The sequence below is a fragment of the Pseudarthrobacter sp. AB1 genome (assembly GCF_014926485.1).
Taxonomy (GTDB): domain Bacteria; phylum Actinomycetota; class Actinomycetes; order Actinomycetales; family Micrococcaceae; genus Arthrobacter.
Genome location: NZ_PZKO01000075.1, coordinates 1 through 22,471 on the forward strand (window position 1 = coordinate 1; position 22,471 = coordinate 22,471).

Consider the following 22,471-nt stretch of genomic DNA (forward strand, 5'->3'; position numbering starts at 1 on the left):
CTCGTCAAGAAGATCCGAACCGGCGCAAAGATCAGCAAGAAGTATGACCGGCCAGCGACCCCCTACCAGCGGGTCCTGGCCGACGAAGGCACGGTCCGGCAAGGCGTGAAGGCGAAGTTGAAGCGGGAGAACAAGCCCCTGAATCCAGCGGCAATCCAACGTCAGGTTCAAGCCCTTTGCGCTGAACTGCTCACCCTGACCACGGCAAAGCAAGGACCCAAGAACCAACCGCCCATCCGGGCACAATCAAATGATTCTTCGATAAAGGCTACGCGGGCATCTTGACATGATTCCTCGGGTTGTTCCCGCTAGCCCGTGGGCGCCGTTAGAACCACCCGTCAGTTTGAGGTAGCACTGTCGCGTGTGCGCCCCTGATCAGCAGTTGAATATGAACCGGCGGCTCCGGAGAGACCCGGAATCGCGGGCGTCATCCTGGAAGTGGAAGTCCGCCGGCAGCCGGAAGGCGCTCGGCTACTAGGACGTATCTCCTTAAAGCCGTGTGTCGTGATCCGGGATGCTGGGTGGGTGTCTCGTACTCCTGTTTTGACTGATAGGCACTGGGCCCGCATTCAGCCGTTGCTACCGTCGTCCGTGGGACGTCGGGGTCCTCCGGTACGGGAGGATCGCCGGCTCGTGGAGGGGGAATCATCTACCAGTATCGATGCGGGGTTGCCTCGCGTGACTGTGCCGGCGGAGTTCGGTCCATGGCAGACAATTTGGAACCAGCACCACCGCTATGATGACGACGGTTCCTGTCACCATCTGGCTGGCCACTTTAGGAGACTGTCCTAGGCCGTAGACCAGAAGGTCGCTAAAGGGTCAGAATGGGTCCCTATCGCCGCGGAGGTCAAAGATGACTACTCGAAAAATGCTGGGCGCGGGGATGGTCGCGGTTCTCGCCCTGACAGCCTCCGGCTGCTCAGGACAAAGCCCGGGCGCACCATCAACCGCCAGTTCCGCAGCCACTCAATCTCAGGAAAGCCTGGCCTCCGAACATGCAACCCAGGAACCCGCCGCCGAACAGGCGCCCCAGCCGCCCACCCCCACTGCGGCACCACAGCGGGGATCACAGCCCGGCTGGCCCACCGACAACGCCTGTGAAGCCGGGGAACGCTATCTGAAGTCAAAATTTGCGTACGCGCCGCCACTCTTCGATTTAAAGGGTGGCAAAGCAGGCAGCCTGACGTGTCTCTACGTGGTGGATGGCCCGAATGACGGCCGTCCCGCTGCGTCATTCACTGAGGGGTACGCAGACCCCGGGGTTAATCCCGGTTACAAGCAAGTGTGCGATCTTCAGCGCAGCCGGATAGCGGGGGGACAGTGGTCGCCGATTCTGTATGAGCCCGCCGACAGCAAAGGATGGGCTACGTTCGACGTTTTCGGGAATGGAACGGATAAAATCAGCCCGGCTATTTGCGGAGACTCCTTCAGCATCACAGTCGTTCTAACCAACTTTCCCGGCGCCACAAATCAGGACGCCCTGGATTTCGCCATGGCAATGGTGAATCACTAGCCGAGCCCTACAAGATGGCTTGTCAGGCCCTGGCCTACGCATGGAAATGAGCTGACGACATTTGGGGCAAGCGGCTCCGAGTCTCTCACCTGCGGAAACGCGTCCGGGAGGCGGTAATGACGCCGCCGCAGCCGCGGTTAATGGGAAAACAACTGGGTCGTTCGCCTTCGGCAGGCAGTGGAGGGCATCAGTGCAGCGCCGCTCGTTCAGGCAAGCTGAGTGCAGCCAGGAAGAAGGCCTTGGACTGCGAGCTGCCCGGATGGGATTCGGGGCCGCCGTGGGAGCTAGACGAAGAGCGCTGATCTCCTGCGGGTTTTGTCAGCTGAACTTTGCCCGGTTGAGTTGCTGGCGGAGAGTATCGAAGAAGGACACGTACCATTCGAGCTCGCCTATGAATTCGAGATTGAAGTCGCTCCGCCCCGGAGCGGAGAACGTTCCATAGTGGAACATCCCTACCTGCCGGTCCTGAACGGAAAGGTTGGCCAGGGGGAACGTCTCGACGATTGGCTCGCCAGATGGGTTGTTGTCGTTACGGATGGCTACTACAGCCCGGCGCTCAGTAACCACGACCACACCGTAGAAACCTCGGGCTGTTACCAGTCCGCAGTTTGCTGCGGCAAGAATCCGTTCGTCTTCCGATAGGTTTTCTTCGATGAAGTGAAGCTCTTTTTCATGTGACCGGAGGCTTCCCATAACGTCGTGGGGAGCGGGTGCAATCAACGCCTCTAGGTCTTTCCTCCGTACCTGGGGCGGCTGCCCGGGAGTCTTAGGAGCCCTGCTGAATAAGCCCATGACATTCTCCATTCACTTGGGACCCTGCTCCCCACCCAACTAGGGAGTATATTTCAGCATCCTGCAGGCCACCGCAAGACTAGCTAGGTTCCCTGCGTCCGCACATCGGGGAACCAACCCTTTGGGGCCTTCCTCGGCTCCAAGTGTTCGGGATCCCGATGAGCCTTCATATCGCACTTGTGAAACGGGCCCCGGGGGTCCAAGAGAACACTCATGTGGTGGTCTGCGTGATCCTTCCACCAGACGCTGATGCCCGTTGCTCCGTCTAACCTGAGATGTTCCCACGCGCGCCACAAAGCCTCTATCCGGGAGACTGCTTCCGGGTGGAAGTACCACTCGACGCACCACTGCGCGGAGCGGCCATCGACGTCGCGGACATAGGTCGGCAGCAGCTGCTCGTGCAGGAACTCCTCGGTTGAGCCGTAGACCAGTTCAGGTGGCTTCTGCTCTTCCCCCGGACTTTCGGCAGGTGCCTCTGTCTCGACGGTAGCGGGAGCTGTGCTGAATCGTCCGATATCGCTGTTCATCTCAGAACCTCCTACGTCGTGACCCAAGGATTAGCCGCCAGCTCAGCGGCCACCGGTACGGCCTCTTTTTCCGGGCGGGGGCTGTACTTCTTGATGGACGCCTCCACGGATTCTTTGTGCGGGCCGGTGTACCAGGGCAGGGTCCGGACCAGCGTGGCCGGCGCGCCGGAAGCCAGGACCACGGCGCGGCCGCGGTCGAGTTCCGCGAGGTTGGAGACGTCGAAGATGCGCTCCTTGCCCTCCTGCCGGGAGCGGCTGGAACCCGACTTTCCCGAGGAAACAGAGACGTTGGTGTAGCTGTAGTCCCCGATCAGATCCGAGAGTGCCCGGAGGAAGCCTTCTTCGGCCACGCCGCCGCCGTAGACCTTGACGTTGGCGGCCGACCAGATTTTCCGCATGTTCGCCTCACCCCACAGTTCAACTCCCTGGGACCAGGACTGCAGGATGCCCATCACGATCAGGCCCTTGGAGCCGTAGTGGCTGAACTGGTCCGGCAGTCCGGCCCAGCGGACAACGTTGGCCAGCTCATCCAGGGCGAACAGCGCCGGCAGCGGCAGGCGCCCGCCGCTGCGCTCGGCCCGTTCCTCCATGGCCTCTGCAATAGCCACCGTCAGTGCTGTTGTGAGTGGAGCGGCTGAGCCTGCACCTTCCTTGGAGAGGATGTAGATCGTCTCCTGTGAGGCGGCGAAATCGTGCGGGTTGAACTGGCGGCGGGGATCCGTGGCCACGGACGCACCGCGGGCCGGGGCGACCCAGCGAAGCGTGTTCCTGCTCTTGAGGCACTGAATCATCTTCTCGGCAGTGCCGAAGATACCGTCCCTCTGCTTATCGGCCAGCTTCAGCGTGGACTCCAGGCCCTTGTACTGCAGCTCGTAGTCATGCTCTTTCAGGATTTCGATGGGTTCCTGGCTGACCTGCTCCGTCACCCACAGATACACCTGAGTGATGGGCAGCTCCCCCAGCGCGGCCGCGAGGAAGTAGGAGGAGAGGATGTCTTCGGCTTTCGGGTCGAAGTAAGCATCCGGCTTGGACCCCGGAAGGCGCGAACCGACCGAGAAGTGCTGGGTGAGTTTGTAGGCCTTCTCTTCGTCCGTGACGTAGGAGAGCGGGTTCCACCACCAGTCCGGTTCCTCCTGAGCGATCTTCTGCGGATCAAACACCCACACAGGCGCGGTCAGGACCCGGACGCCACGGGTCCCGTCCACCACGTCGCGCTTGTTCGACGTCGAGACAACGGCGCCAGGTGCGTCCAGGATCGCGGGCATGACCCGTGAGGTCGACTTACCTGTCCGGGGACCCCAGATGTCGATGCTGAGGTCTTCCCAGGACTGAATGAACTTCTGGCCGGTGGAGACCACCTTGCCCACCACGATGCCCGGAGTGTCCTTCACGCCCAGCCGCTCGGCCGTGGCTTTCGCGCCCTTCTCGGAGAACGCGGCCAGGGATTTACCGCGCCCCAGGTACTGTGCGGCCTTATCGACCCGGGCACGCTTGGACGCGCCTTTCCTCCAGGCCACCAGTACGACGATGGTTAGGACCACGATCACGCCGGCCATGAGGGCCGCGGCGACGGTGGACTGGGTTGGCCAGGGCACCCGGCCCTTGATGAGCCCGGCGATCAGATCAATCGGATGGGCGGGGGGCGCATCGATGCCGGCCATCCAGGAGCCGAGGTGGGCGGCCGCGTAGGTCCCGCCGCCAAAGACAACGATAAAGCCAATGGCCAACCAGACCAGCAGGGCATCCCCGAGGCCCATTCCTTTACGATTCGGTGCGCTCACGGTGTTCCTCCTTCGGTGAGCAGCTCCGGAGCTACGGGTTCCAGAAGCGTTTCAGATGGCGCGTGCCAGCGGGTGTTGGTGTCGTTCAATCCCTCGGCCTGCTCAATGGAGGTCAGTCCAACCTGGACCGGGATCCCGGGTCGGCCGCCGACCTTGATCAGGAACTTCCCACGTCCGGGAGGTTCGACGTCGAGCCCGCGGGAGTCCCACGCGGGCGGGTCCTGCCAGGAGATGAGCTTCTGCTGCTCCTGGCGGGACAACGGAATGGCGGAGGTCAGCAACGGCATTTCAGAGGCCGGGAGGCCGCCGCAGATCACCATGCCAGAGCGTTCGACGAAGCCGCGGGCTTTCATCCGGTCCTCTTCTGCCGGCAGCGCCAGCAGGTCGGACATCGTGTGGGAAATCATGATCTGCCCAACACCCACGGATCGGTTCAAACGGGTCAGGGCGTCCACCCGGTCCACCATGCCCTTGCCGGCGCGCAGTGCCCGCCACAGCTCGTCCAGGACCACGAAGTAGTTCCGGCGCGGTTCCAGGCCAGCGTCCGCGAGGGCGTTGGCGACGTTGACGGTGCCGAAGCCGTAGGACCAGCACGCGAGCAGAATTGCTGCCTGCAGGTCCGTCTCGGTCTCGTCGATGCTTGAGACGTCGAAGACCACGGCGCGGTCCCGCATCATGGGGTTGGTGGTGTGCCGGGAGAAGATTTCTCCCAGCTTCCCGCCACCGGTCAGGCCCAGCAGGGTTGCCTCCAATGCGCGGGTTTCCTGCAGGTAGACGGCCATGTCGCCGCGGTCCAATGCGACCTGGCGCAGTTCATCGGGCGCGGAGACAATGACGTCCAGGAGGTCTTTGAGGACCGGGATGCCCTCGAACCGGTCATCGAGGACTCTCAGTGCCCGGTCCAGGATCGTCTGCTCCTGATCGGTGGGCGGGTTGTTCCGGCTGATGGTGATGAGGGAGACGACCATTGTCAGGCGGCGGCCGTGTGCGTCAGCGCGGACGCGGGCGGCGTCCTCATGGTGGCCGCTGTCTTCAAGGAGCTGCGCGACCTCGACCGCCTGGCCGGGATCAAGAATGTTCAGGTACCCAACGCCACGGCCGAGCTTGATGACCTGGCCGCCCAGTGCCTGCACCGCTTTGACGTGCTCGCCTTTCAAGTCCCCCAGGATTAGAGGGTGGACGCCCTGAGCGGAGAGACCAATGAACATCCGGCGCACCAGCGTGGACTTACCCAATCCGGGAAGGCCCAGAATGAAGGCGGAGGGGTTGGAAATGAGCCGTGCCCGCTGGAACCAGCTGATCGGGTCACAGCAGACCGTGGCCTGGGTTTCCTCATGGCGTCCGAGCGGGACGCCGATCATGGGCGAGGACGCCCCGGAGGAAAAAGGCCACAGGCCGCAGACCTGGACTGTGGTTCCCCGGTATTCCTTCACGGACGGGACGAGCTGGGCCATGCCGCCGCCGCGTCCGGTCCACCCACGGGAGCCCGGCCCGGCCTCGCGTGGCTGGCGCTCAGCCTTCGTCGGTGCAGAAGTTACCGGCTCAGCTGCCTTCCTGGATGAACGGGTGAACATCTTCATGAGGGCCATTACAGGGCATCCTTGATTTCGGAAGGCAGCAGGCTGTGCTTGGGCAGGACCAGACCCAGCGGCAGGGAGGCCGCGAACGCGGTGTCCTGCGCGCCGTAAGCGCGGCGCAGCAGCACCCGGGCAGTACCGGAGGTTTGTTCGATGGCCGCGACGGCATCAGCGAGGCGGTCCTTATCGGTCACGGTGGCCGTGACGACCATCCCGAAGTTCACCAGCCCGGCGCCCTGGGCTTCCTCCTGAGCAGTCTGCACAGCGGAGCGAACGTCGACCAGGGCGCGGGCGGACGGCCGGGTCCCGGAGGTGATACGGACGTTGGCGTTGTTTTGGTCCCGCTCGACCACGGCAGCGGCCCGGGCGGAATCCATCGGCCGGTACAGCAGCGAAATCCGCTTACGGTCAATGTCCCCGTGCGGGGCCAGCAACCGGGACAGAACCGAGGAGTTCACGGACCCCCGCGGCGCGCCGGTCATGGTCCAAGAGACCGAGAATGCGCTGTCGTGCCGGTAGTCGTCCCAGCTTGCCTGCGTCGCGGTCGGGCCGACCTCACCCCAGGCCAGCGACACCGGGGACCCGGCGGCGTGGGCTTCATCAATGATCAGCGCTGCCGGCGGATCGTAGGCGATCCGCACGACCTCACAGAGTTCCTGCGCCGACATCGGACGGGCAATACCAGCGCCGGTGGACTGCAGCCGGGCCGACAGCCCCGGAATCCGTGAAGCAAGGTCCCGGGCAACATCTTCCGGCGTGCGCTTCTTCGATCCCGCCCGAAGGGAAGCGTTGAACGTCAGGGACACCCAGGCCCGGACCGTGGCCGACCCCTCCGGGTAGGTGCCAACGACCTCGCGCAGAATCGCCTGCGCAAAGGCCGGGGCGTTCGGGTCGATGTTCATTTCAACTTCGTTCCGCAGCCGGTACCCGGAATCCGGTGCGGTCTCCACCGTCACGGCCGCGGCGTCCAAACCAGCCTCATCCGCAAGCCCGGCGAGCCAGCCGCCCCAGTTCGCCACCCAGGCATCAACCTGCTCAGGGTCCACCAGCGAAGCACCGTCAGGTTCGGTGGAGAAGATCACAGTGAAGTGGCTGGTGGTCGGCACGTGCAGCAGGGCGAACGGGCGCTTGTAGGAGTCAGTGAACTCGTACAGGGTGGACTTCGCCGCAAGACCCGGCAGCTGGTACATGCCCCACTGCGTCACGCCCAGTGGGCCGGAACGGTAGAGATTCGTGCCGGAGGACTTGGACAGCCGGAAGCTCATCCGGGTGCCGAAGCGGTCCACGACGGACTGGCCGTGCTTGTCCTTGACGGTCAGCAGGAGGGCGCTGGCCCCGGCCACGGCCAGGACAGCGAGGCCCGGGAACAGACCCCAGATAGCGAAGCTGATGATGCCCAGCAACAGCCCGGCCATGACAATCCCAGTGCCAATAGCACCGAGGTTGCCCAGGCCTGCTGAGCGCGGTACGCGCCAGTTGCCGTAAGACGGTTCCTTGTATTCGGTATTAATTGCTGCCACTGGGGCCCTCCCCGGTTGAATCCTGCGCGGTCTTTGCGATTGCCTGCGACGTCTTGGACGCCACTTGTGCGCCTGCAGCTACGGCCATGCCAGCCGGACCAGCTGCTGCTGCCCCGCTGGCTCCCGTTGCTGCCCCTGCTGTTGCTCCTGCGCCGGCCCCTGCTCCTGCAGTGCCGGCGGTCGCGGTGCTGGTAGCTCCACCAGGACCGGTTGACCCTGGCGTCGGCTGGCCGCCGCTTCCCCTGGGACCCGACGTGCCGTCGCTGCCCTTCGGAGACGTGCCTGCCTGGCTGCTCTGCGTGCTCGCTGGCGTTGGTGCGGCATTGCCCTTGCCGCTGCCACTGCGGCCCAGGGAGACAGCGCCTGTGGCCATCGCCCCAACCGCTGCACCTGCCCCTGCGCCGCTGCCGGAAGCAACGGCTCCCACCATCGGCGTCACGAACCGCATCAGCGCAGGCAAGGCGAACAGGGCAACGATCATCAGCGTGAAGCCCGTGATGGAAGTGATCAATCCGTTCTGCCCGCTGCTGTTGCCCATGAGGAGGAACGCGACCGAGTACACGATGGCCGCTGCTGGTTTGTAGAGGATGAAGGCAATGGTCCAGCCGACAGCTTTCTGGAACCATTGCTTCCCCATCTCCGTGTTCGTGAAAGCGGCCGTTGTGGGCAAGATGCCCGCCAGGATTACCAACATGCCGCTTCGCACGACCATCAGAACGATCTGGACGAGGGAGGCAATCAGGCCGATCAATCCCAGGACGATGAGGATAAACACTCCGACCCCCGTCTGGTTAGTCATCACGAGGATGTTCATTGCATCGGCGAAGCCTTTACCGTCCGTGGAGCGGTCGATGATGGCGGCGGAGAAAGCATCTGCGGCGATCACCAGGATCGAGATGACACCCAGCCCCAGACCCGACACCAAGGTCAGAGTGACCAGGGACCGCAGAAGGTCTTTCAGCGGCGCCCCGCGTTGCTCCCAGATCATCCGGATGCCACCGATAATCACCGCTAGGACCGCCAGCGTCAGCGTCCAGGGCAACAATTCGCTATTGACCGCAGAAACAATGGGGCTTGGCGTGGCCCCGTCCTCGCTGGCAAGGTTCACCGTGGGCATGGACACCCAGAAGGTCGACAGAGTTGTCACCATCTGGCTCATGCCTTCCAGGATGGCCTTCGCCATGTTTCCCATAGCGTCATCCGCGAGCCCTGAAAACCAGTCCCCTACCGGGTTCCAGGTAGGCCTCATGCTCCACTCCAGAGGATGAATCCTGAAAGGTCACGGACTTGCCGGGGTTCCTCCAGGGGTGCGCCATTGTCCGCGACGACGCCCTTCCAGTCCCCGTCCTGCCAAAGCAGCGTTGTCCGGACCGAAGCAAGCGCTCCGTTGTCCGCCTTGAATGCCAGTTCCACTACGGCCTGGTTCGCCGTGTATGAGACATTGAAGCCCGCTATCTGGACCTTCACGGCCGAGGCCGGGGCGGGGGTCTGGGGTGCTTTCATCCCGGCGTCACGGCCAGGTCCTTTGGCTGCAAGCTGCTCGGCAATGGCGCGTTCGTTAGAGGGGTCGATGCCTAGCGCCCAAAGGTTCACCGCCGCGTACAGGGCCCCTGTTGGTGTATGGGCGAAGCAGGACCTGATGCCCTGATCGTCCGTCCTTCCCGGGCCAATTTTCGGATCGACTGGCGCGGCCATCGTCCCCACTAGTTCCCATTTCGTATCCGGTGCCGCCCCCAGTGCCGATTCCGACGAGGCGGGCAGTCCACAGATGCTTTTGCCAGCTTCACCCGAAGCGCTGGGGCTGGCTGTGGCCGAGTTGCTGGACTCTGCCGGGGACGGGGACGGGGCCGGTTGTGCGTTGCCCTGTCCTTTGGGGAGCAGGAAGATGACGATGGCTGCTGCGATCAGCGCGACCACCAGCGCGGCAGCAATGATGAAACCGGGTTTGGTGAACGGATTGCTTTCGGTGGTGCTCTCTGTTGACTGGCTCATGGTGAACCTCCCGTTGTTGGTGCTGGTTAGACGAAGGCGCGGACGATGCCGGAAGCACCGGTGATGATGATGCAGCCCATCAGGACCCAGCCGAGACTGGCGAGGGTCTGGCCGCCCTCGCCGCGCTGGAGCGAGATGACGAGCTTGATACCGACGATGATGACGCCAAGGACGCCCAGGACCAGGCCAATACCCGCAGCCCAGTTCAGGATCGTGAGCAGCCCGCCGGCCTGCTCCGGGACGACCGGAGTGGGGTTGGGAATGACGCTTGCTACAAGTGCGGAGAAGGAGTTCATGGTGAGACCTGAGACCTTTCAGTTGGTGGTGCTTGATGTGGTGTCGGTGGCCAGGACGGCCAAGTCAGTGATGAAGCGTTGGTACTCGCGGGCCGGCGGCGGTGTCGTGGAATCCCCAAGCCGCCAGGCCTCTACCCAGGGCAGGATCCAGAGCCGGGGGGCTCCCCCGCCGACGATTGCGGCGAAGTCACGGAGCGCTTTGGGATTCTTCCCTGGCGCGTCTGCAAGGACCGCGAGGCCGAGCAGATCCAGCTCCGGTGCGGCCCCTGATGCCCATTGGGTCAGTGCGCTCCTGGCGGCGGTTAGGCCGCGCATGTCTGCCCGGCAGACCAGCAGCACCCGTGGTGTGCGTCGGTCCTGCAGGACGGGCCAGCAGTGATCGGTGACGCGTGCCCCCTCGAGGAGGGCAGCGATTCGGCTTTCACCGGCTCCCCCGTGGGCGCCGGTAATCCACAGCGCAGCAGAACCTGACATGCTGCGGCAGCCCAGGCGGTCGGCTGCGTCCGGTTCAACCATTCCCCTCAGCGGCGCACTGATCACTGCCGCAGGCGGCACGTGCGCATCCGTCGCTTCCTCTTCAGCGCTGTCGGCGGCGGGGCTGGTGATCCAGGGGTTCAGGGACTGTTGCATGGCTCCTCCTTTCAAGGTCCGTTGACGGGGTGTCTTAGAAGCCGTCAGCGACGGCGGCCGCTGCGGCCAGCCATGCCCGCTGCGTGGCGGGTTGGAGGGCTTCATAGCGGATGGGACCGTTGACCAAGGCCGGATCGTAAGGAATCCTGACGACCGCCCGGACGAACGGCTCAAAGCCGTCCGCGATTCGCTGCGCCTCGTCTTTGGCCCGCTTCAAGGCATCTCCGGTCATGATTCGCTTGGCGTCGGTGGATTCGGAGACGATCACGACGGCGTTGCGTGCCAGCTCGGCGTCGTTGCCACCACGGGATTCAAGGGTCTGCAACGTCAGCCGTGCGGCTTCTGCGCGGTCCTCGATGGCCGTCACGGGTACGACGAGCTGGTTGGTGTGGTCGATCATCCGGCGCCAGTTCGCTGCGCGGGCGGTGTTGCCCGAATCCATGACCACTAACCGGTAGTACCGGGTGAGCACCTGGTGGGCGATATCGACTTCTTCGGCGGTGACTTCGTGGTCGCCTTCCTCGTTCTCATCTGAGCGCAGGACATCGAACTTGTCACCGGTCTGATGATGGACGAACTTCGCGATTTCGGCCGCGTTCGTGGACGGCGAGAGCAGCGACTGGGACGAGTCGATCAGATCCAGGACGCTCCGGTCGTGGGCGCCTTTTTCCGTGCGCCAGCCCAGGGTGCCCTGGGATTCGTTGTTGTCCCACGCGACCGTGGCCGCGCCGCTGTAGCGGGCAAGGATCGCCGAGAGCATGACCACCGTGGGGGTCTTGTTCGCCCCGCCCTTGCGGTTCACCACCGCGATGGTGCGCGGGCCGGGCCAGTGCTGGCTGACCGTGCGAATGTCCTCCCGCTCGGAGAGTTCTTCCGCTGAGGGGTCCATCCGCAATCCCAGGCGCGTGAGCGTTCCCCGCCATCCCTGTGTTGCCGGTTCCAAAACCGGAGCGCTGACCAGGAACGAGGTCTCCTTCAAGCTGCGCCGGGTAAGCGGTGCTTCCGGGACGGTTGCGGTGGTCTGCGGTACTTCTGCGCCGGCGGCCGACGGCTGAGCAGGCTCAGGAATCTCGGTTGCTGGCTCGGTCTCGACGGGGTTGGGCGGCCATGGCTGGCGGTCCACCGCTGCCGCAGCGATGGGCCGTGCGGGGACGGCTACTGGTTCAGGAGCAGCAACAGGGACCGTATCAATGACGGTCGGAGCGACAGTCTCGGGGGTGGTTTCCGGGGCCTCTACCCGGCGGCGTGTCGGGCGCGGTTCGTAGGAGACGGATTCGATCTTGTTGTCCGGGTGCACGATCAGTTCACCGTGTCCTTCGGGATCCTCGATCTGGACCCGGACGGGGCGCTGCAGCGTCTGCGCCTCGCCCACCACCAGGGCCAGGGCGTTGTTGCGAAGATCCTGTACGGAGTCCCCGGCAGGCACGATGCGGGAGTTACCCGCGACGAGGACCTCAGCGGTCCCATTGTCACGGACGATGGCCCTGATGTTTGGAAAGGCCAGGACCTCGGTTGATGTAGTACCCATGAACTTCTTCCTTACGTGTGAGATGGAGAGGTGCGGCGCTTAGGACGTTGGTGGTGTGAGCCGGTTGACCTTCCACGGGGCATCCTTGCCCGTGCGGAGCAGCTGCACGGTGTAGGTCCCGGCATTGGTGGGGACCGCCGCCGTGACGCCGTAGCCGTTGGCTTCATCGACGATCAGCTTGGCCGGACCAGTGACACGGTTGGCCGGGACGTTCGCTGGGTCCACGGCCGAGTAGTCGGCGGTGCCCTGCGGGGTGAGCCAGCGGGCAAGATCATTGGCCCACTGCTTTTCCTCCACGCCAGGGCGGGCAAAGTCAGCCATCGCATTCTCAGCGACTTCCACTGCATGGTCTTTGCTCGCCTGGTCCCAGGTGATGCCGGTGGTGGCCGGGACTGTTCCCCCGGGTGCCTGTGGTCCACTGTTGGCGCTCAGTGAAACGGGCGCGGCCGCCGTGGGCGTGGTGCTGGCTGATGGTGACGTTGCCGGTGTCGTGTTCGCTGCCGGTGCGCACGCAGTGCAGAGCAGGGCCACGGCGAGCAGGGCCAAGGGCTTTTTCACTTCTTCTCCTCTTGAGTGGGCAGGTACAGGAAAGCTGAGGGGACATTGGTGCTGACTGTCCGGGTGTAGTAGTTGTGGTCATCCGGGGCTGGGTTGCCGTTGTAGCCCTCTTCGACGTAGGTCCCGTCGTCCCTGACTTCCTTGACCACCGCAACGTGGCCGTACTCCGGATCGGAACCGCCGGTTCCTGGGGCGTACCAAACGACGGCGCCGGCCCGTGGGGTGTTGCCGGTGGGCCAGCCCTTGGCGTCCCACCCGGCTTTCCACGTCACCGCAGAACCCAACCGCTGCCCGTCCGGGCGGAAGGTCCCGTTGAGGAACTTGAACGGTGCGCTGGTGGAACCCATCTGCTGGTTCACCCGCCACAGCGCGAAGTCCACACACTCGCGGTAGTACATGTTCAGCGGCGATGTGCTGGCAGCCTTCGCTCCGACCTGCAACCAAGTGGGAGCGTCTTTCCACGGGTAGTCATCGCCGGCACCGGACTGTCCCGGGATGGCGCAGTCGCTGCCTTCCAGAGTGAACTTTTCGTCCGCGAGGGCCTGGACGAGCTTGGCGGCCTCGGGCCAGTACTTCTGGTAGTGGTACGGGTCGGCGTTGCGCTGGGCTTTGTTGCCGGCGAGGGTCGGCTCCAACAGCTCCCAGCCGGGGACAGCCTGCAGGGCCTTGATGAAGTTCGTGGCGCTGGCAGCGGGGTTCATGCGGTCCGCGTAGGAGCCCCACGCACCGTTGTCGCGCTGCTGAAACAACCCCCGGGAATCGGGGCCGGGTCCGTCACCGTGGTCCAGCACACGCAACCCTGACTCCCCGAGGGAAACCATGACGCTGATCATCTGACCCTGGACGGACAGGTCCAGTGCCTTACCGGCACCCATGATCGACGCGGCGTTCTTCAGTTGCTCTTCTGTGTAGCCATCGACCTTGGTGTTGGCGTCGATGACAATAGAGATGGCCGAGCCGCAGTCAGCCACAGCAGGCTTCGCGGGGGCCAACAGCAAGAGCATGGAGAAGATCAGGCCGAGGAACAGCCCGGGGATGGCAATGACTGCCACCAAGCCAAGCGACTTTGGCTGCATCAGGACAGTCCCTCGCCCTGGTTACGGAACCAGGAATCCTTGAGCCACAGAGGGCCGGCGGCTTCCACCGTCAGGAGAACGCCAGGGCGTCGAATGCGCAGCACCACGCCCGGGCGGCCATCCTCGAAGACCTCGGCGGCCCTGTGGGAGGACAGCAGGCCGGCGCCGGTCAAGTCTTTGAGGACAGCTTCCAGGGAGTCCCCCAGCCCTGAACGGCGGGCGTGCTCGGACTCGTAGGTAACGCAAGCAGCGCGTCCTTCAATGAACTCGCGCTCATCCATCAATTCCAGAAGCTCGTTAAGCACCCGCCCCTGCCCTGCAGGGGCGTCCAGTCCGGCCACCCAGGACCGGAAGACTTCACGTTCCTGGATCGCCCGTTCACGCAGGGCGCCGTCCATCTGCCACGGCGTACCAAACGGCAATAAACTCTTCAAGATCCGCCCCTCCCCCTTGGACATCGTTTCCACATCCACCAGCTGCATTGATAAATTCCATTCGGTGGACCAACAGGCCATTGTCCACACGTTGAGCCGGAATCGCTTGTCACACGGCCTTTCTGTGTCAGTGGTCACTCGCTATCTGTGCTCTTGTTTGTGCAACAGTTAAGACAGTATCCGAAAAGAACATTAAATGTCGCCTTCCCGACGGTGCGTGGAAATCGAAAGAAATGAGATTATGAATGAATGCCCCGATACCTACGCCCTCAGAGCGCCTTGCCAAGGGATGTAGAAATGGCTATTGAGTCGTTCGGCACGATGTTCTCCCGCGCAATACTGCGCCACCTGTCCATCAACGGACCAACGGGGGCCGTGGAGCTTGCGCGCGAACTGGGCACCGACCCGAATACCGCCAGACGGACACTAAGGAACCTTGAGGCCGCGCAGCTCGTGGAAGCGAATCTTCCAGTAGGCGAAAGGCGGGGGCGAACGGTGGCGTTCTCCGTCAACGCCGAACGCCTGGACAGCCTCCTCATTGCTTTGAAGGACTACCTTTCAGGGCGTTAAACGTTCTTTGACTGCGACACGCCGCCCGATAATCGTTTCTGTAATCGAAAATTAAGACACGATGGGCACATGACAACACTCACAAGACGTGCCATGGGGAGGCCTTCAAAGGGCTCTCGGCACACGTTTACTGTGAAGCCGGACATCGAGCGGGCCGCAAAGCTTGCCGAGGCTCTGGATATCCTCGGTACAGACGGCGTCACGCTGCTGACACCGGTTGTTACTGCCTTTATCGACTCCCTGGACCTAGACCAGCTTAGAAGCCACCAGGAGGCCTTGCCTATGGCACAGGCCGGTTAAACGAGGAAGGCCCCGCTGTTAGCGGGGCCGGTGCCTCAGAAGTTTGTCGTTCAGATCATGTTCTTGGCGGGACCCGATCTGAACTTTATTCAACACCCACCCTGTGGGTGGATTTTTTCGTACCCTTCCACAAGTGAAAGGAACTGGTCCTATCGTACAGCCAGTCTTTGTTGGGTCAACATCCGTTGCACCCAACATTCGTGTCCGTGTCGCGCCGGCGCCTGTTTCGGCTCCTGGGGTTGTGTGGTCGGCATTGGCCCCCCTTCTCGCGGGCCAACCGCGGGTGCGCCTGTCCCGTGATGGCGGTAAGTCGTATCCGCAGAAGCATGAACGGGACCTGACCGGGGCTCTCCCCTCGTTCCCGGCCGCGGTGCGTATTTTCGGGAAGGACGGCACGTGCGCTGCGATCTTCCTTGACTTTGACTCATCCGTTGCTGGCGTTGACCTGGTCACTGCTGAAGTCAGGGCGGTGACGTCCTGGCTGGGTCGCTGCGGTGCGCGGTGGATCGAGGACTACTCCCCCAACGGTGGCCGCCACGTGTACATCCCGCTGCAGGAGCGGGTGACGTTCTCGCAGGCGCGTGATCTTGTCGAGGCCCTGGGCACCCGGTACCAGAGCCTGGACAAGACCCCGCACCAAAACCTGTTGCACGGCTGCATGCGTGTTCCTGGTTCCCCGCACAAGCGCGGTGGCCACCAGGAACTGGCGATGAGCCTGAATATCGCCTACGACGTCGCCCGGCGGCCGAACACACCTGGTGTGTGGACGGCCATGAACGCTGAGCTGGCCGGGGAGATCTCCGCGGTCCGTGCCGTGCGCCTGGAACAACCCCTCACGGCGCTACCGGCCCTAGATGAAGGCTCACAGCAGGTTCTGCAGGGCACGGGCCGGATGTCCCGAACCATGCTGCAGCTGGCCGTGACCGGGCTGTACGACGCCAACAGGTATCCCACTGACTCCGAGGCCCGCCAGGCCGTCCTGGCCGGCGCCGCGGCCGCAGGCCTCGCCGTCACCGATGTGCAGCGCCGCATGTTCCAAGGCCACTGGCCGGGACTGGCCTCCTTCTACGCCCGCTACCCCTCCCGACACCGGACCAAGGCCCTGAAAGAGGACTGGGCCAACGCCGTCACGTACGTACAAAAAACCCGTACCAGTCGGGACGGGAAGAACAATGCCCGTAAAAACCCCACAAGCCAGCCATTTACACAGGCGGGAGGGTCTCCAGGGTCTGCGGTCTCGTCAACTTCGGATGCCGAGCACCGGTTCATCCGAACCTGGCGCAACGCGCTTAGGATCCAGGAAGCCCGGTACCAGGACTCCCGGAACGGGCTCGCCCGACGAATGATCCTGCGTGCACTCGGCGAGGCTGCGCACATGACAGGGTCCCGGTTTGTGGAGTTCGGTGTCCGGTCCATTGCCGTGGCCACCGGGCTGGACCACACGACTGTTGCCACACATCTGCGGGCGTTGAGGTCAGAACCAGAGTCTCTGGTGACGCGCGTCGAGTGTGGCAGGGGAACCAAGGGAGATCAGTACATGCTGACCATTCCCGAGGATGTGAAGCCGGCAGCCGAAGATCTGTCCTGGTCCAAAGGCAAGATCCACGCCCTGCGCCCGGTATTCCGGGAACTCGGCATGCCGGCGGCTTTCGCCTATGAGGCGTTGGAACACTCGTCGGTGCCGTTGCGGAGCGTGGATCTTATCCGGGCCAGCGGGCTCTCCAGAACGGCCCTGAGTGAAGCTCTGGAGGTCCTGGCAGCGTGGAACCTGATCAGCAGGGACAAGGGCCTTGCCTGGTCGATCGTGGCCGCCACGTCCCTGAAGGATCTCGCTGAGCGGTTCGGTGTCCTGGACGCCGTCGCCGGGCAGCTGAAGAAGTACCATCAGGACCGCATCATCTGGAAGGAATGGCTCACCAAACGCGCCCACACAGTCCCCGAGCTCCTCTCCCCCGCTGACGATTACCCCTGGGAGACGTTCGAAGGACCACCGGATGACTGGACCCTCTCGGACATGGCCTTCGCCCCAGCATCATGACCAGGGGAAGAGGGGTACGGGGAGTGGTCTGGAAGATGGTTGGCCCGGCCGAGTCAAGGCTTAGGCGGTTGTTGACGGGGACGAGAAGAACACTTGATACCTTCCGACGACGCAGCGCTGTGGGTGGCAGCTTAGACAGGGTTTTGTACCCTTCCGCGCACTTTCGATTCAGTATGAGCAATGCGATAACGATCCAGAACGGACCCATCCGAGGGGGTGCTTGGAGACGTGTCTGCGCAATTCGGCCGCGACGACGTAGGCACTGACGGCCGGCTCGTAGTGCTGGGGTAATCCTTGCCTCGATGTCGCCAGCTTTCCGATGGTGTTGTTCAGTCACGTGTCGCTTCGTCAGCACAATTGGCGGAAATCGTTTTCAGGTGCGAGACCCGGCTTTGCCGGGTCTCGCGCGGGCGCTGTCGCCGAAGGGAAGTGGATGATCGCACTTCCCCACCTGTGCGAGTAGGCCATGCTTCGTTTTAACGGTATCCCTTACTCTTCATCTACTGCGTGTCTACTGCATTATTCGGGCAGTTTATAGTGCATAGATACTGGAGAGCTTACTGCAGAGCAGCTATACATGTACTGTTGCTCTGCACTTGCATGCGCTTTGCACTTACTTATGCGCTTGATAGCGACTACATGGGCAGCGCGATGCTTATGTACTTGTGCAGCGATAGCCAAGCTAGTGCGAAAGAGATGCAGCACTGGTGTCTAGTTACTCCTTTTAAACTGCATAGCTACTGGTTAACTAGTGCAAAGTAAGTTCACTAGTGCTGTAGTTCGACACGACAGTGAATATGCCGCTGCACTGCACTGGTCGCACTTAGGATGTGCACTATGGATACGGCAACTACCTCGCACACGTTGTCGCCCGCCGTTCAACTGGCGTCGCGACGCACCATCTGCATCTCCAATGGCAAAGGCGGCGTCGGCAAGACGACCGTGACCACCAATCTCGCTGCTCTTCTCGCTGAAGCCGGTTACAAGGTGCTCGTCGTCGACCTGGACTCCCAGGGTGACACGTCTACCAACCTGGGCATCATCAACGATGACCGGTACGACCGCGGCGAAGCACTGGACATTGCAGTCCGGTACGACAAGATCCCGGTGCCAATCAAGGATGTGCGGCCGGGCCTGGATGTCCTGGCCGGCGGCAACCACACAGCGCAGCTCATGGACACGTTCCAGGGAGATGCATCCCGCCAGGGCAAGATGCGTGGGGGAGTGGCACGGACCTTGGCAAAGATTGCCCCGAACTACGACATCGTCCTGATCGACACCCCGCCATCAGAGGCCGGTTGGACCGCCATTGAGGAAGCGATGTTGGCCTCCCGTTGGATTCTTGCGCCCGTGAAGCCTGAGCCGAAGTCTATTCGCGGCCTTGAGTCTCTGGCCCGTCGCATTCTTAGTGTCCAGAGTGACAATCCAGCAGTGTCGCTGCTCGGGGTCATCCTCTTTGGCATTCCCACTAACGCTAGGAACGTGGACAAACAGGCCCGCACACTGCTCGAGGAGTCCCTGGACGGCATCGCGCCCGTGTTCGAAGGCAGTATCCGAGACGTTGTTGCAGCTGATGCAGACGCCAGCTTCCGTGGTCTCGCTGCACACGAGCTGGCCGCCAGGGCAGCGACTCAGTCACCGTTCTGGGAGCGCCTGCGTAACAAGGGGAAGACCTCGGATGAACCCCGCATCGCGCAGTCGGCAGGCAACCTTGCCGAGGATTACATGCGACTGACCGAGCAGATCGTCCAGGAGCTACAGGCCCAGGAGGAAGTGCTTGACGAGAACCTTGAGGTAGCCGCCAAATGAGCCTGCCCTCCAGCCCGGGAAAGATGGATCTCAGCGCCCTCAGCGGCCTGAAAAGGCGCGTGCTGCAACCTGTGCCGCCTGCCTCAGTTGAAGTGGCTCCAGTCGAGCAGTTTCTCGAAACAACGCCTGAGCCTGCACCTGAAACGCTTGAAGCCCCGTCGGTGCGCGTAGCTGCGCCGGAGCCTGCGCCTGAGGTTGCGGATCCTGCTGAAGCACCAGCATCGAATACCGCTGCAGCGGCTGCGGCGGCTTCACCGGTACAGGCAGTGGACCGGCCGGCGCCAGCTTTCGATGTCACAGCCCAGGCCAAGATCGAACCCGCCGAAGAGGAACATTCAGGGCACGTCACTCTCTACCTTCCCAAGGACCTGAACCAGTGGCTGGGGGAGCACCATGACAGCACAGGGATCTCGTATCCGGGAATTGTCCTGAACGCGATCAGCTGGGTCGCAGCAGAGAATCGGTTCGGACAGATTTTTGCTCCGGATGACAGCCAGATTCCCGCCAATGACATTTTTGGGCGGGCGCCGGCTATACCCAAGCTTGCCCGTGGTTCAGTCGAGCCGGAGACCAGGCCGCTGCGATTCCGCAAAGACCACATGCGGGTGATCATCAGTCTCGCTCGCACCTGGACGGCTGATAACAGGAATGCGTTCTTCGTTGGAGTTCTCACCGCTTATAGGGGTGGCTTGTGAAAAGTGAAATATCCGACGTTAAGGACCTGCTGGTTATATCGCGGCTGAAACGACCCGTTATTCGTCAGTACCACGATGAGAATTGAGAATGTTCAACATCATCGTTAACTCACGTGCGAGATCGCCCTCCCGTGGAACCAGGCGGGTCCGCTCGCGTTGTAACCCGGATTCCCACACAGCCTCAACAGCTGCGTCAATTTCCGGTTGCGGCATGAATCGAAACGGTGTCCGCCGTAGCTCCCGACTGACCTTACTTTTGGATACCTCAAGCTGCCGGGCAATGTCACGAACGGACAGCCCAGCAGCCTTAAGCGCCACCATCGCCTGAGTGGTAACCGTACGCTGAGCGTCCACTGCTGCGAGAGCACGCAGCTTGGCTTCCAGCACAACCCCCGGCACACCCGCCGAATCCTTGCCAACCGCGTAGCCACTTCCAGTGACGGCACTAAACTCTTCTTCAATCAATTCTTGTCCCATGAGTGGGACACTATCAGAGGTGTTCCACTCATGGGACAAGGACAAGCGGTCGTCAGTCGGGTGGCTTGTGAAGGGGAGGTACCCCTTACCTTGGCGCGTACACGGCAACCGTTACACGTCGAACCCGTGTATTTCCGGGGGTTGCAGGGAATCTCCGGCTATGTCATGCGAACGATCGTTACCGGACACCGTTTCTTAGCGTCGCGCACGCCCTGACGCCTCCCATGGACCCGATGGGGCCATGGGAGCGCGGGAGGCGGACGAATATTTTCGACCTCTGTTGCTGTTGGCCATGGTCCGCGCGGGCGAGATAGAGGCCCCTTCTTAGCAAAGTCTGTCGATCCTTCCAGCACAGCCCATTGACAACCTGTCTTGGCTACACGAGACTGCCCACATCGATTCGATAGAACAATGACGTTGGGGGAGCATCATGAGGATCCGGAAAGCGGTCGTTCCCGTAGTTCTTGCGCTGGTAGCTGTAAGTGGGGGCAGCACCGTCCCAGCCAGTGCGAACCAGGGGCGAATATCAACGCTCCCGCCGGCGGTTGCACCGTCGGGTGGCCATGGAACGATTCATCCAACTACTACATGATCACCGCAGGACACTGCGGCCCTGACGGAGGCTCTGTATCAACCCCCGCCCAGAGCATGGGATGGATCAACGCGAGTGAGTCGAACTGGTTGTCTGGATACGGTTCGGTCCGCTTTCCCGGAGCGTCCGACTACAGCGGCGATCTTTCCCTGATCAGACTCAATGGAGGTCTTCAGTCGGGTACCAACATATACGTGGGCGGGCCAGGGTCCGGCAATGCCCTCACAGTCAGGGAGATGTGGTCGCGGAGTCCCCAGGTAGGCGACCAATATTGCACCGGTGGAGCCTACTCCGGTGAGCTCTGCGGGTGGGTGAACCAGGCGGCACGTGGGAACTTTACATACAGCGGCGGGACAGTGGCGCGTAACGTGTCGTGGGGCACGAAGGGCGGAAGTTGCACCGCTGCGGGCGACTCTGGCGGACCGGTTTATACCGTGAGGTCCGACGGTGGTATCGCCGCCAAAGGCATACATAGTGGTGGTGGCGGTGGCTGTGTCGAGATCTACAGCGACATCTGGGACGCCTACTGGGGTTATCCAGGGTGGCTGCGCACCTTATGATCCGGTTAGCGTCGCGCGCGGGGGCAGTCCTCCTGATAGGGCTTATGGCTGGTGGGTGCGCACCTCCCCAGCAGCCAAGCCCAACCGGTACCGTCCCTCCGAATAGCCCGGGCGACTACATCGCGCTGGTGTTCAGCTATCGGACCGACCAGACATCGAACTCGGTCACCGTCACTACCGGTTACGGGGCGTGCGATACGCTCAAGTCCGCAGAAGCCAAAGAACAGGCCGACTCCGTCACCGTCACCATTACTGTGTCCAGGAACCCGGATTCCTCAAGTACCTGTCAGATAGCCCAGAACCATGACGTCACCCTCACGCTCAAGGCCCCGCTCGGGACCAGAAAAGTAATCGACGCCGCCGGTGGTGAGACGATCGCAACGGCCAAACCAACACCCTGACCGGGAACAGACCCCAGCCAACGCGATCCGGAGATCCACCGATTGTCGTGCTGAGCGCGGCTCCAACGGTTTCGGAACCACTTCCGGATAACCTGGCCAGGACGTTGAATCGGGCCGAGTTCCTCAGCGCCGCCCACCCCGATGACCTGTCATTTCCTTGGGTCGACAGGATCCGAGGCGAACTTGTTATTACCGTGGTCTCCGCCGCCGGCCGCGAACAGGCAGCCTCCTTCCAGGCAGATATACCCGTGCGCATTGAATCAGTGCGGCGCAGCCGCAGCTATCTGAAGCACATCATGGACTCGGCGATCGGCCCCCGAGGCCGGGCTGCTGTCACGGTGTGGTCGACCTTCCCGGATGCTGCGAACAACCGGGTCATTCTTCAGGTCACAAGCCTGCCACGTCCGTTCCTCACCCAGCTGGCCCGCGCCTACGATCCGTCGGCCGTCGCGCTCGTCGTGGCGCCTTGGCCACAGGCCCGTCCTCAGTAACGGTAATTCTGTCCGTGTTAACGCCAACCGAAAATAGGGCCAATAGTGCCAATTGAAAACGGGGCCACGGGTTGTTGTTCTATTGTGCCGTACTGGCGGCAGGTTGGTGTTTTTTGAGGCGGTAGCTGTTGCCTTTGAGGCTGATGACGTCGGCGTGGTGGACGATCCGGTCGATCATGGCCGAGGCGATGGTCAGGTCTCCGAAGACGTCGCCCCAGCGGGCGAACGGGAGGTTGGACGTCAGAATCATGGACGCGTGTTCGTAGCGGCTCGAGACGAGCTGGAAGAACAGGTTCGCGGCGTCCTGATCGAAC

At 62.6% G+C, this 22,471-nt stretch carries 25 protein-coding genes and 1 pseudogene; 11 read left to right on the top strand and 15 right to left on the bottom strand.

The features are described 5' to 3' along the window. From DAD99_RS21980 to DAD99_RS20915, 3 genes and pseudogenes are all read left to right on the top strand, one after another. Positions 1-285: pseudogene (locus DAD99_RS21980) on the top strand (hypothetical protein); the annotation flags it as partial. A 240-nt stretch (positions 286-525) separates the two neighbouring features. Further along, on the top strand, positions 526-792 hold the full coding sequence (locus DAD99_RS22385; protein WP_375372286.1) for a transposase: 267 nt from the start codon (positions 526-528) through the stop codon (positions 790-792). 61 nt (positions 793-853) lie between these two features. Continuing rightward, on the top strand, positions 854-1,513 hold the full coding sequence (locus DAD99_RS20915) for a hypothetical protein (RefSeq protein ID WP_193343103.1): 660 nt from the start codon (positions 854-856) through the stop codon (positions 1,511-1,513). A 318-nt stretch (positions 1,514-1,831) separates the two neighbouring features. Here DAD99_RS20915 and DAD99_RS20920 read toward each other — a convergent pair whose 3' ends face one another. From DAD99_RS20920 to DAD99_RS20980, 13 genes are all read right to left on the bottom strand, one after another. Continuing rightward, on the bottom strand, positions 1,832-2,317 hold the full coding sequence (locus tag DAD99_RS20920) for a hypothetical protein (protein WP_193343104.1): 486 nt from the start codon (positions 2,315-2,317) through the stop codon (positions 1,832-1,834). 71 nt (positions 2,318-2,388) lie between these two features. Beyond that, complete coding sequence (locus DAD99_RS20925; protein WP_193343105.1) at positions 2,389-2,832, bottom strand: DUF4913 domain-containing protein; 444 nt, start codon at positions 2,830-2,832, stop codon at positions 2,389-2,391. 11 nt (positions 2,833-2,843) lie between these two features. Then, the gene (locus tag DAD99_RS20930) at positions 2,844-4,613 is read right to left on the bottom strand and encodes a type IV secretory system conjugative DNA transfer family protein (RefSeq protein WP_193343106.1); all 1,770 of its coding nucleotides are present in this window, start codon (positions 4,611-4,613) and stop codon (positions 2,844-2,846) included. Further along, the gene (locus DAD99_RS20935) at positions 4,610-6,202 is read right to left on the bottom strand and encodes an ATP/GTP-binding protein (protein WP_193343107.1); all 1,593 of its coding nucleotides are present in this window, start codon (positions 6,200-6,202) and stop codon (positions 4,610-4,612) included. Before DAD99_RS20935 ends, DAD99_RS20930 begins: the two co-directional genes overlap by 4 nt. Next, positions 6,202-7,710 (bottom strand): SCO6880 family protein, encoded by a 1,509-nt coding sequence (locus tag DAD99_RS20940; protein WP_193343108.1) that lies wholly within the window; start codon positions 7,708-7,710, stop codon positions 6,202-6,204. The genes DAD99_RS20935 and DAD99_RS20940 overlap by 1 nt, the downstream gene beginning before the upstream one ends. Further along, a complete protein-coding gene (locus DAD99_RS20945) occupies positions 7,697-8,959 on the bottom strand; it encodes a hypothetical protein (protein WP_193343109.1) in 1,263 nt (420 codons plus the stop codon). The genes DAD99_RS20940 and DAD99_RS20945 overlap by 14 nt, the downstream gene beginning before the upstream one ends. Continuing rightward, positions 8,956-9,702 (bottom strand): hypothetical protein, encoded by a 747-nt coding sequence (locus tag DAD99_RS20950; protein WP_193343110.1) that lies wholly within the window; start codon positions 9,700-9,702, stop codon positions 8,956-8,958. Before DAD99_RS20950 ends, DAD99_RS20945 begins: the two co-directional genes overlap by 4 nt. A 26-nt stretch (positions 9,703-9,728) precedes the next feature. After that, a complete protein-coding gene (locus tag DAD99_RS20955) occupies positions 9,729-9,998 on the bottom strand; it encodes a hypothetical protein (protein ID WP_193343111.1) in 270 nt (89 codons plus the stop codon). Between the two features lie 18 nt (positions 9,999-10,016). Then, positions 10,017-10,628, bottom strand: a complete 612-nt coding sequence (locus tag DAD99_RS20960; protein ID WP_193343112.1) for a DUF6668 family protein — start codon at positions 10,626-10,628, stop codon at positions 10,017-10,019. A 34-nt stretch (positions 10,629-10,662) separates the two neighbouring features. Continuing rightward, positions 10,663-12,156, bottom strand: coding sequence for a chromosome partitioning protein ParA (locus DAD99_RS20965; protein ID WP_193343113.1), 1,494 nt, complete (start codon positions 12,154-12,156; stop codon positions 10,663-10,665). 39 nt (positions 12,157-12,195) lie between these two features. Next, the gene (locus tag DAD99_RS20970) at positions 12,196-12,714 is read right to left on the bottom strand and encodes a hypothetical protein (protein ID WP_193343114.1); all 519 of its coding nucleotides are present in this window, start codon (positions 12,712-12,714) and stop codon (positions 12,196-12,198) included. Beyond that, entirely contained in the window at positions 12,711-13,790 is a 1,080-nt protein-coding gene (locus tag DAD99_RS20975; RefSeq protein WP_193343115.1) for a CHAP domain-containing protein, read from the bottom strand. The genes DAD99_RS20970 and DAD99_RS20975 overlap by 4 nt, the downstream gene beginning before the upstream one ends. Then, complete coding sequence (locus tag DAD99_RS20980; protein WP_193343116.1) at positions 13,790-14,272, bottom strand: hypothetical protein; 483 nt, start codon at positions 14,270-14,272, stop codon at positions 13,790-13,792. The genes DAD99_RS20975 and DAD99_RS20980 overlap by 1 nt, the downstream gene beginning before the upstream one ends. A 249-nt stretch (positions 14,273-14,521) precedes the next feature. Here DAD99_RS20980 and DAD99_RS20985 point away from each other — a divergent pair, with 249 nt between their 5' ends. The 5 genes from DAD99_RS20985 (at position 14,522) to DAD99_RS21005 (ending at position 19,636) form a co-directional block, all read left to right on the top strand. Beyond that, positions 14,522-14,794: a helix-turn-helix domain-containing protein gene (locus DAD99_RS20985; protein WP_227008356.1), complete on the top strand. Its 273-nt coding sequence runs from the start codon at positions 14,522-14,524 to the stop codon at positions 14,792-14,794. A 69-nt stretch (positions 14,795-14,863) separates the two neighbouring features. Beyond that, positions 14,864-15,094 (top strand): hypothetical protein, encoded by a 231-nt coding sequence (locus tag DAD99_RS20990; protein WP_193343118.1) that lies wholly within the window; start codon positions 14,864-14,866, stop codon positions 15,092-15,094. A gap of 283 nt (positions 15,095-15,377) precedes the next feature. Then, positions 15,378-17,132: a MarR family transcriptional regulator gene (locus DAD99_RS20995; protein ID WP_309233457.1), complete on the top strand. Its 1,755-nt coding sequence runs from the start codon at positions 15,378-15,380 to the stop codon at positions 17,130-17,132. A gap of 837 nt (positions 17,133-17,969) precedes the next feature. Next, positions 17,970-18,941 (top strand): ParA family protein, encoded by a 972-nt coding sequence (locus DAD99_RS21000; protein ID WP_193343120.1) that lies wholly within the window; start codon positions 17,970-17,972, stop codon positions 18,939-18,941. After that, entirely contained in the window at positions 18,938-19,636 is a 699-nt protein-coding gene (locus DAD99_RS21005; protein WP_193343121.1) for a hypothetical protein, read from the top strand. Before DAD99_RS21000 ends, DAD99_RS21005 begins: the two co-directional genes overlap by 4 nt. 57 nt (positions 19,637-19,693) lie before the next feature. Here the strand turns inward: DAD99_RS21005 and DAD99_RS21010 are convergent, their stop codons facing one another. Continuing rightward, on the bottom strand, positions 19,694-20,113 hold the full coding sequence (locus tag DAD99_RS21010) for a helix-turn-helix domain-containing protein (protein ID WP_193343122.1): 420 nt from the start codon (positions 20,111-20,113) through the stop codon (positions 19,694-19,696). Between the two features lie 588 nt (positions 20,114-20,701). Here DAD99_RS21010 and DAD99_RS22390 point away from each other — a divergent pair. The 3 genes from DAD99_RS22390 to DAD99_RS21025 all read left to right on the top strand — a co-directional run bounded on the left by DAD99_RS22390 (position 20,702) and on the right by DAD99_RS21025 (position 22,157). Continuing rightward, positions 20,702-21,265: a trypsin-like serine protease gene (locus DAD99_RS22390; RefSeq protein WP_193343123.1), complete on the top strand. Its 564-nt coding sequence runs from the start codon at positions 20,702-20,704 to the stop codon at positions 21,263-21,265. 128 nt (positions 21,266-21,393) lie between these two features. Further along, entirely contained in the window at positions 21,394-21,666 is a 273-nt protein-coding gene (locus tag DAD99_RS21020; RefSeq protein WP_193343124.1) for a hypothetical protein, read from the top strand. Between the two features lie 104 nt (positions 21,667-21,770). Continuing rightward, a complete protein-coding gene (locus tag DAD99_RS21025) occupies positions 21,771-22,157 on the top strand; it encodes a hypothetical protein (RefSeq protein WP_193343125.1) in 387 nt (128 codons plus the stop codon). A 79-nt stretch (positions 22,158-22,236) separates the two neighbouring features. On the opposite strand, the gene DAD99_RS21030 is transcribed toward DAD99_RS21025, so the two are convergent. Then, a partial coding sequence (locus DAD99_RS21030; protein ID WP_193342525.1) for an ATP-binding protein occupies positions 22,237-22,471 on the bottom strand: 235 nt, incomplete at its 5' end.

Excerpts from the sequence above, each read along its gene's own strand:
- DAD99_RS22390 (WP_193343123.1), top strand. The coding sequence starts at position 20,702 with ATGATCACCGCAGGACACTGCGGCCCTGACGGAGGCTCTGTATCAACC.
- DAD99_RS20975 (WP_193343115.1), bottom strand. The coding sequence starts at position 13,790 with ATGCAGCCAAAGTCGCTTGGCTTGGTGGCAGTCATTGCCATCCCCGGG.
- DAD99_RS20990 (WP_193343118.1), top strand. The coding sequence starts at position 14,864 with ATGACAACACTCACAAGACGTGCCATGGGGAGGCCTTCAAAGGGCTCT.
- DAD99_RS20985 (WP_227008356.1), top strand. The coding sequence starts at position 14,522 with ATGGCTATTGAGTCGTTCGGCACGATGTTCTCCCGCGCAATACTGCGC.
- DAD99_RS21010 (WP_193343122.1), bottom strand. The coding sequence starts at position 20,113 with ATGGGACAAGAATTGATTGAAGAAGAGTTTAGTGCCGTCACTGGAAGT.
- DAD99_RS20965 (WP_193343113.1), bottom strand. The coding sequence starts at position 12,156 with ATGGGTACTACATCAACCGAGGTCCTGGCCTTTCCAAACATCAGGGCC.
- DAD99_RS20960 (WP_193343112.1), bottom strand. The coding sequence starts at position 10,628 with ATGCAACAGTCCCTGAACCCCTGGATCACCAGCCCCGCCGCCGACAGC.
- DAD99_RS20950 (WP_193343110.1), bottom strand. The coding sequence starts at position 9,702 with ATGAGCCAGTCAACAGAGAGCACCACCGAAAGCAATCCGTTCACCAAA.
- DAD99_RS20955 (WP_193343111.1), bottom strand. The coding sequence starts at position 9,998 with ATGAACTCCTTCTCCGCACTTGTAGCAAGCGTCATTCCCAACCCCACT.
- DAD99_RS20915 (WP_193343103.1), top strand. The coding sequence starts at position 854 with ATGACTACTCGAAAAATGCTGGGCGCGGGGATGGTCGCGGTTCTCGCC.
- DAD99_RS20945 (WP_193343109.1), bottom strand. The coding sequence starts at position 8,959 with ATGAGGCCTACCTGGAACCCGGTAGGGGACTGGTTTTCAGGGCTCGCG.
- DAD99_RS20935 (WP_193343107.1), bottom strand. The coding sequence starts at position 6,202 with ATGGCCCTCATGAAGATGTTCACCCGTTCATCCAGGAAGGCAGCTGAG.
- DAD99_RS20980 (WP_193343116.1), bottom strand. The coding sequence starts at position 14,272 with ATGCAGCTGGTGGATGTGGAAACGATGTCCAAGGGGGAGGGGCGGATC.
- DAD99_RS21005 (WP_193343121.1), top strand. The coding sequence starts at position 18,938 with ATGAGCCTGCCCTCCAGCCCGGGAAAGATGGATCTCAGCGCCCTCAGC.
- DAD99_RS20925 (WP_193343105.1), bottom strand. The coding sequence starts at position 2,832 with ATGAACAGCGATATCGGACGATTCAGCACAGCTCCCGCTACCGTCGAG.
- DAD99_RS20920 (WP_193343104.1), bottom strand. The coding sequence starts at position 2,317 with ATGGAGAATGTCATGGGCTTATTCAGCAGGGCTCCTAAGACTCCCGGG.
- DAD99_RS21000 (WP_193343120.1), top strand. The coding sequence starts at position 17,970 with ATGGATACGGCAACTACCTCGCACACGTTGTCGCCCGCCGTTCAACTG.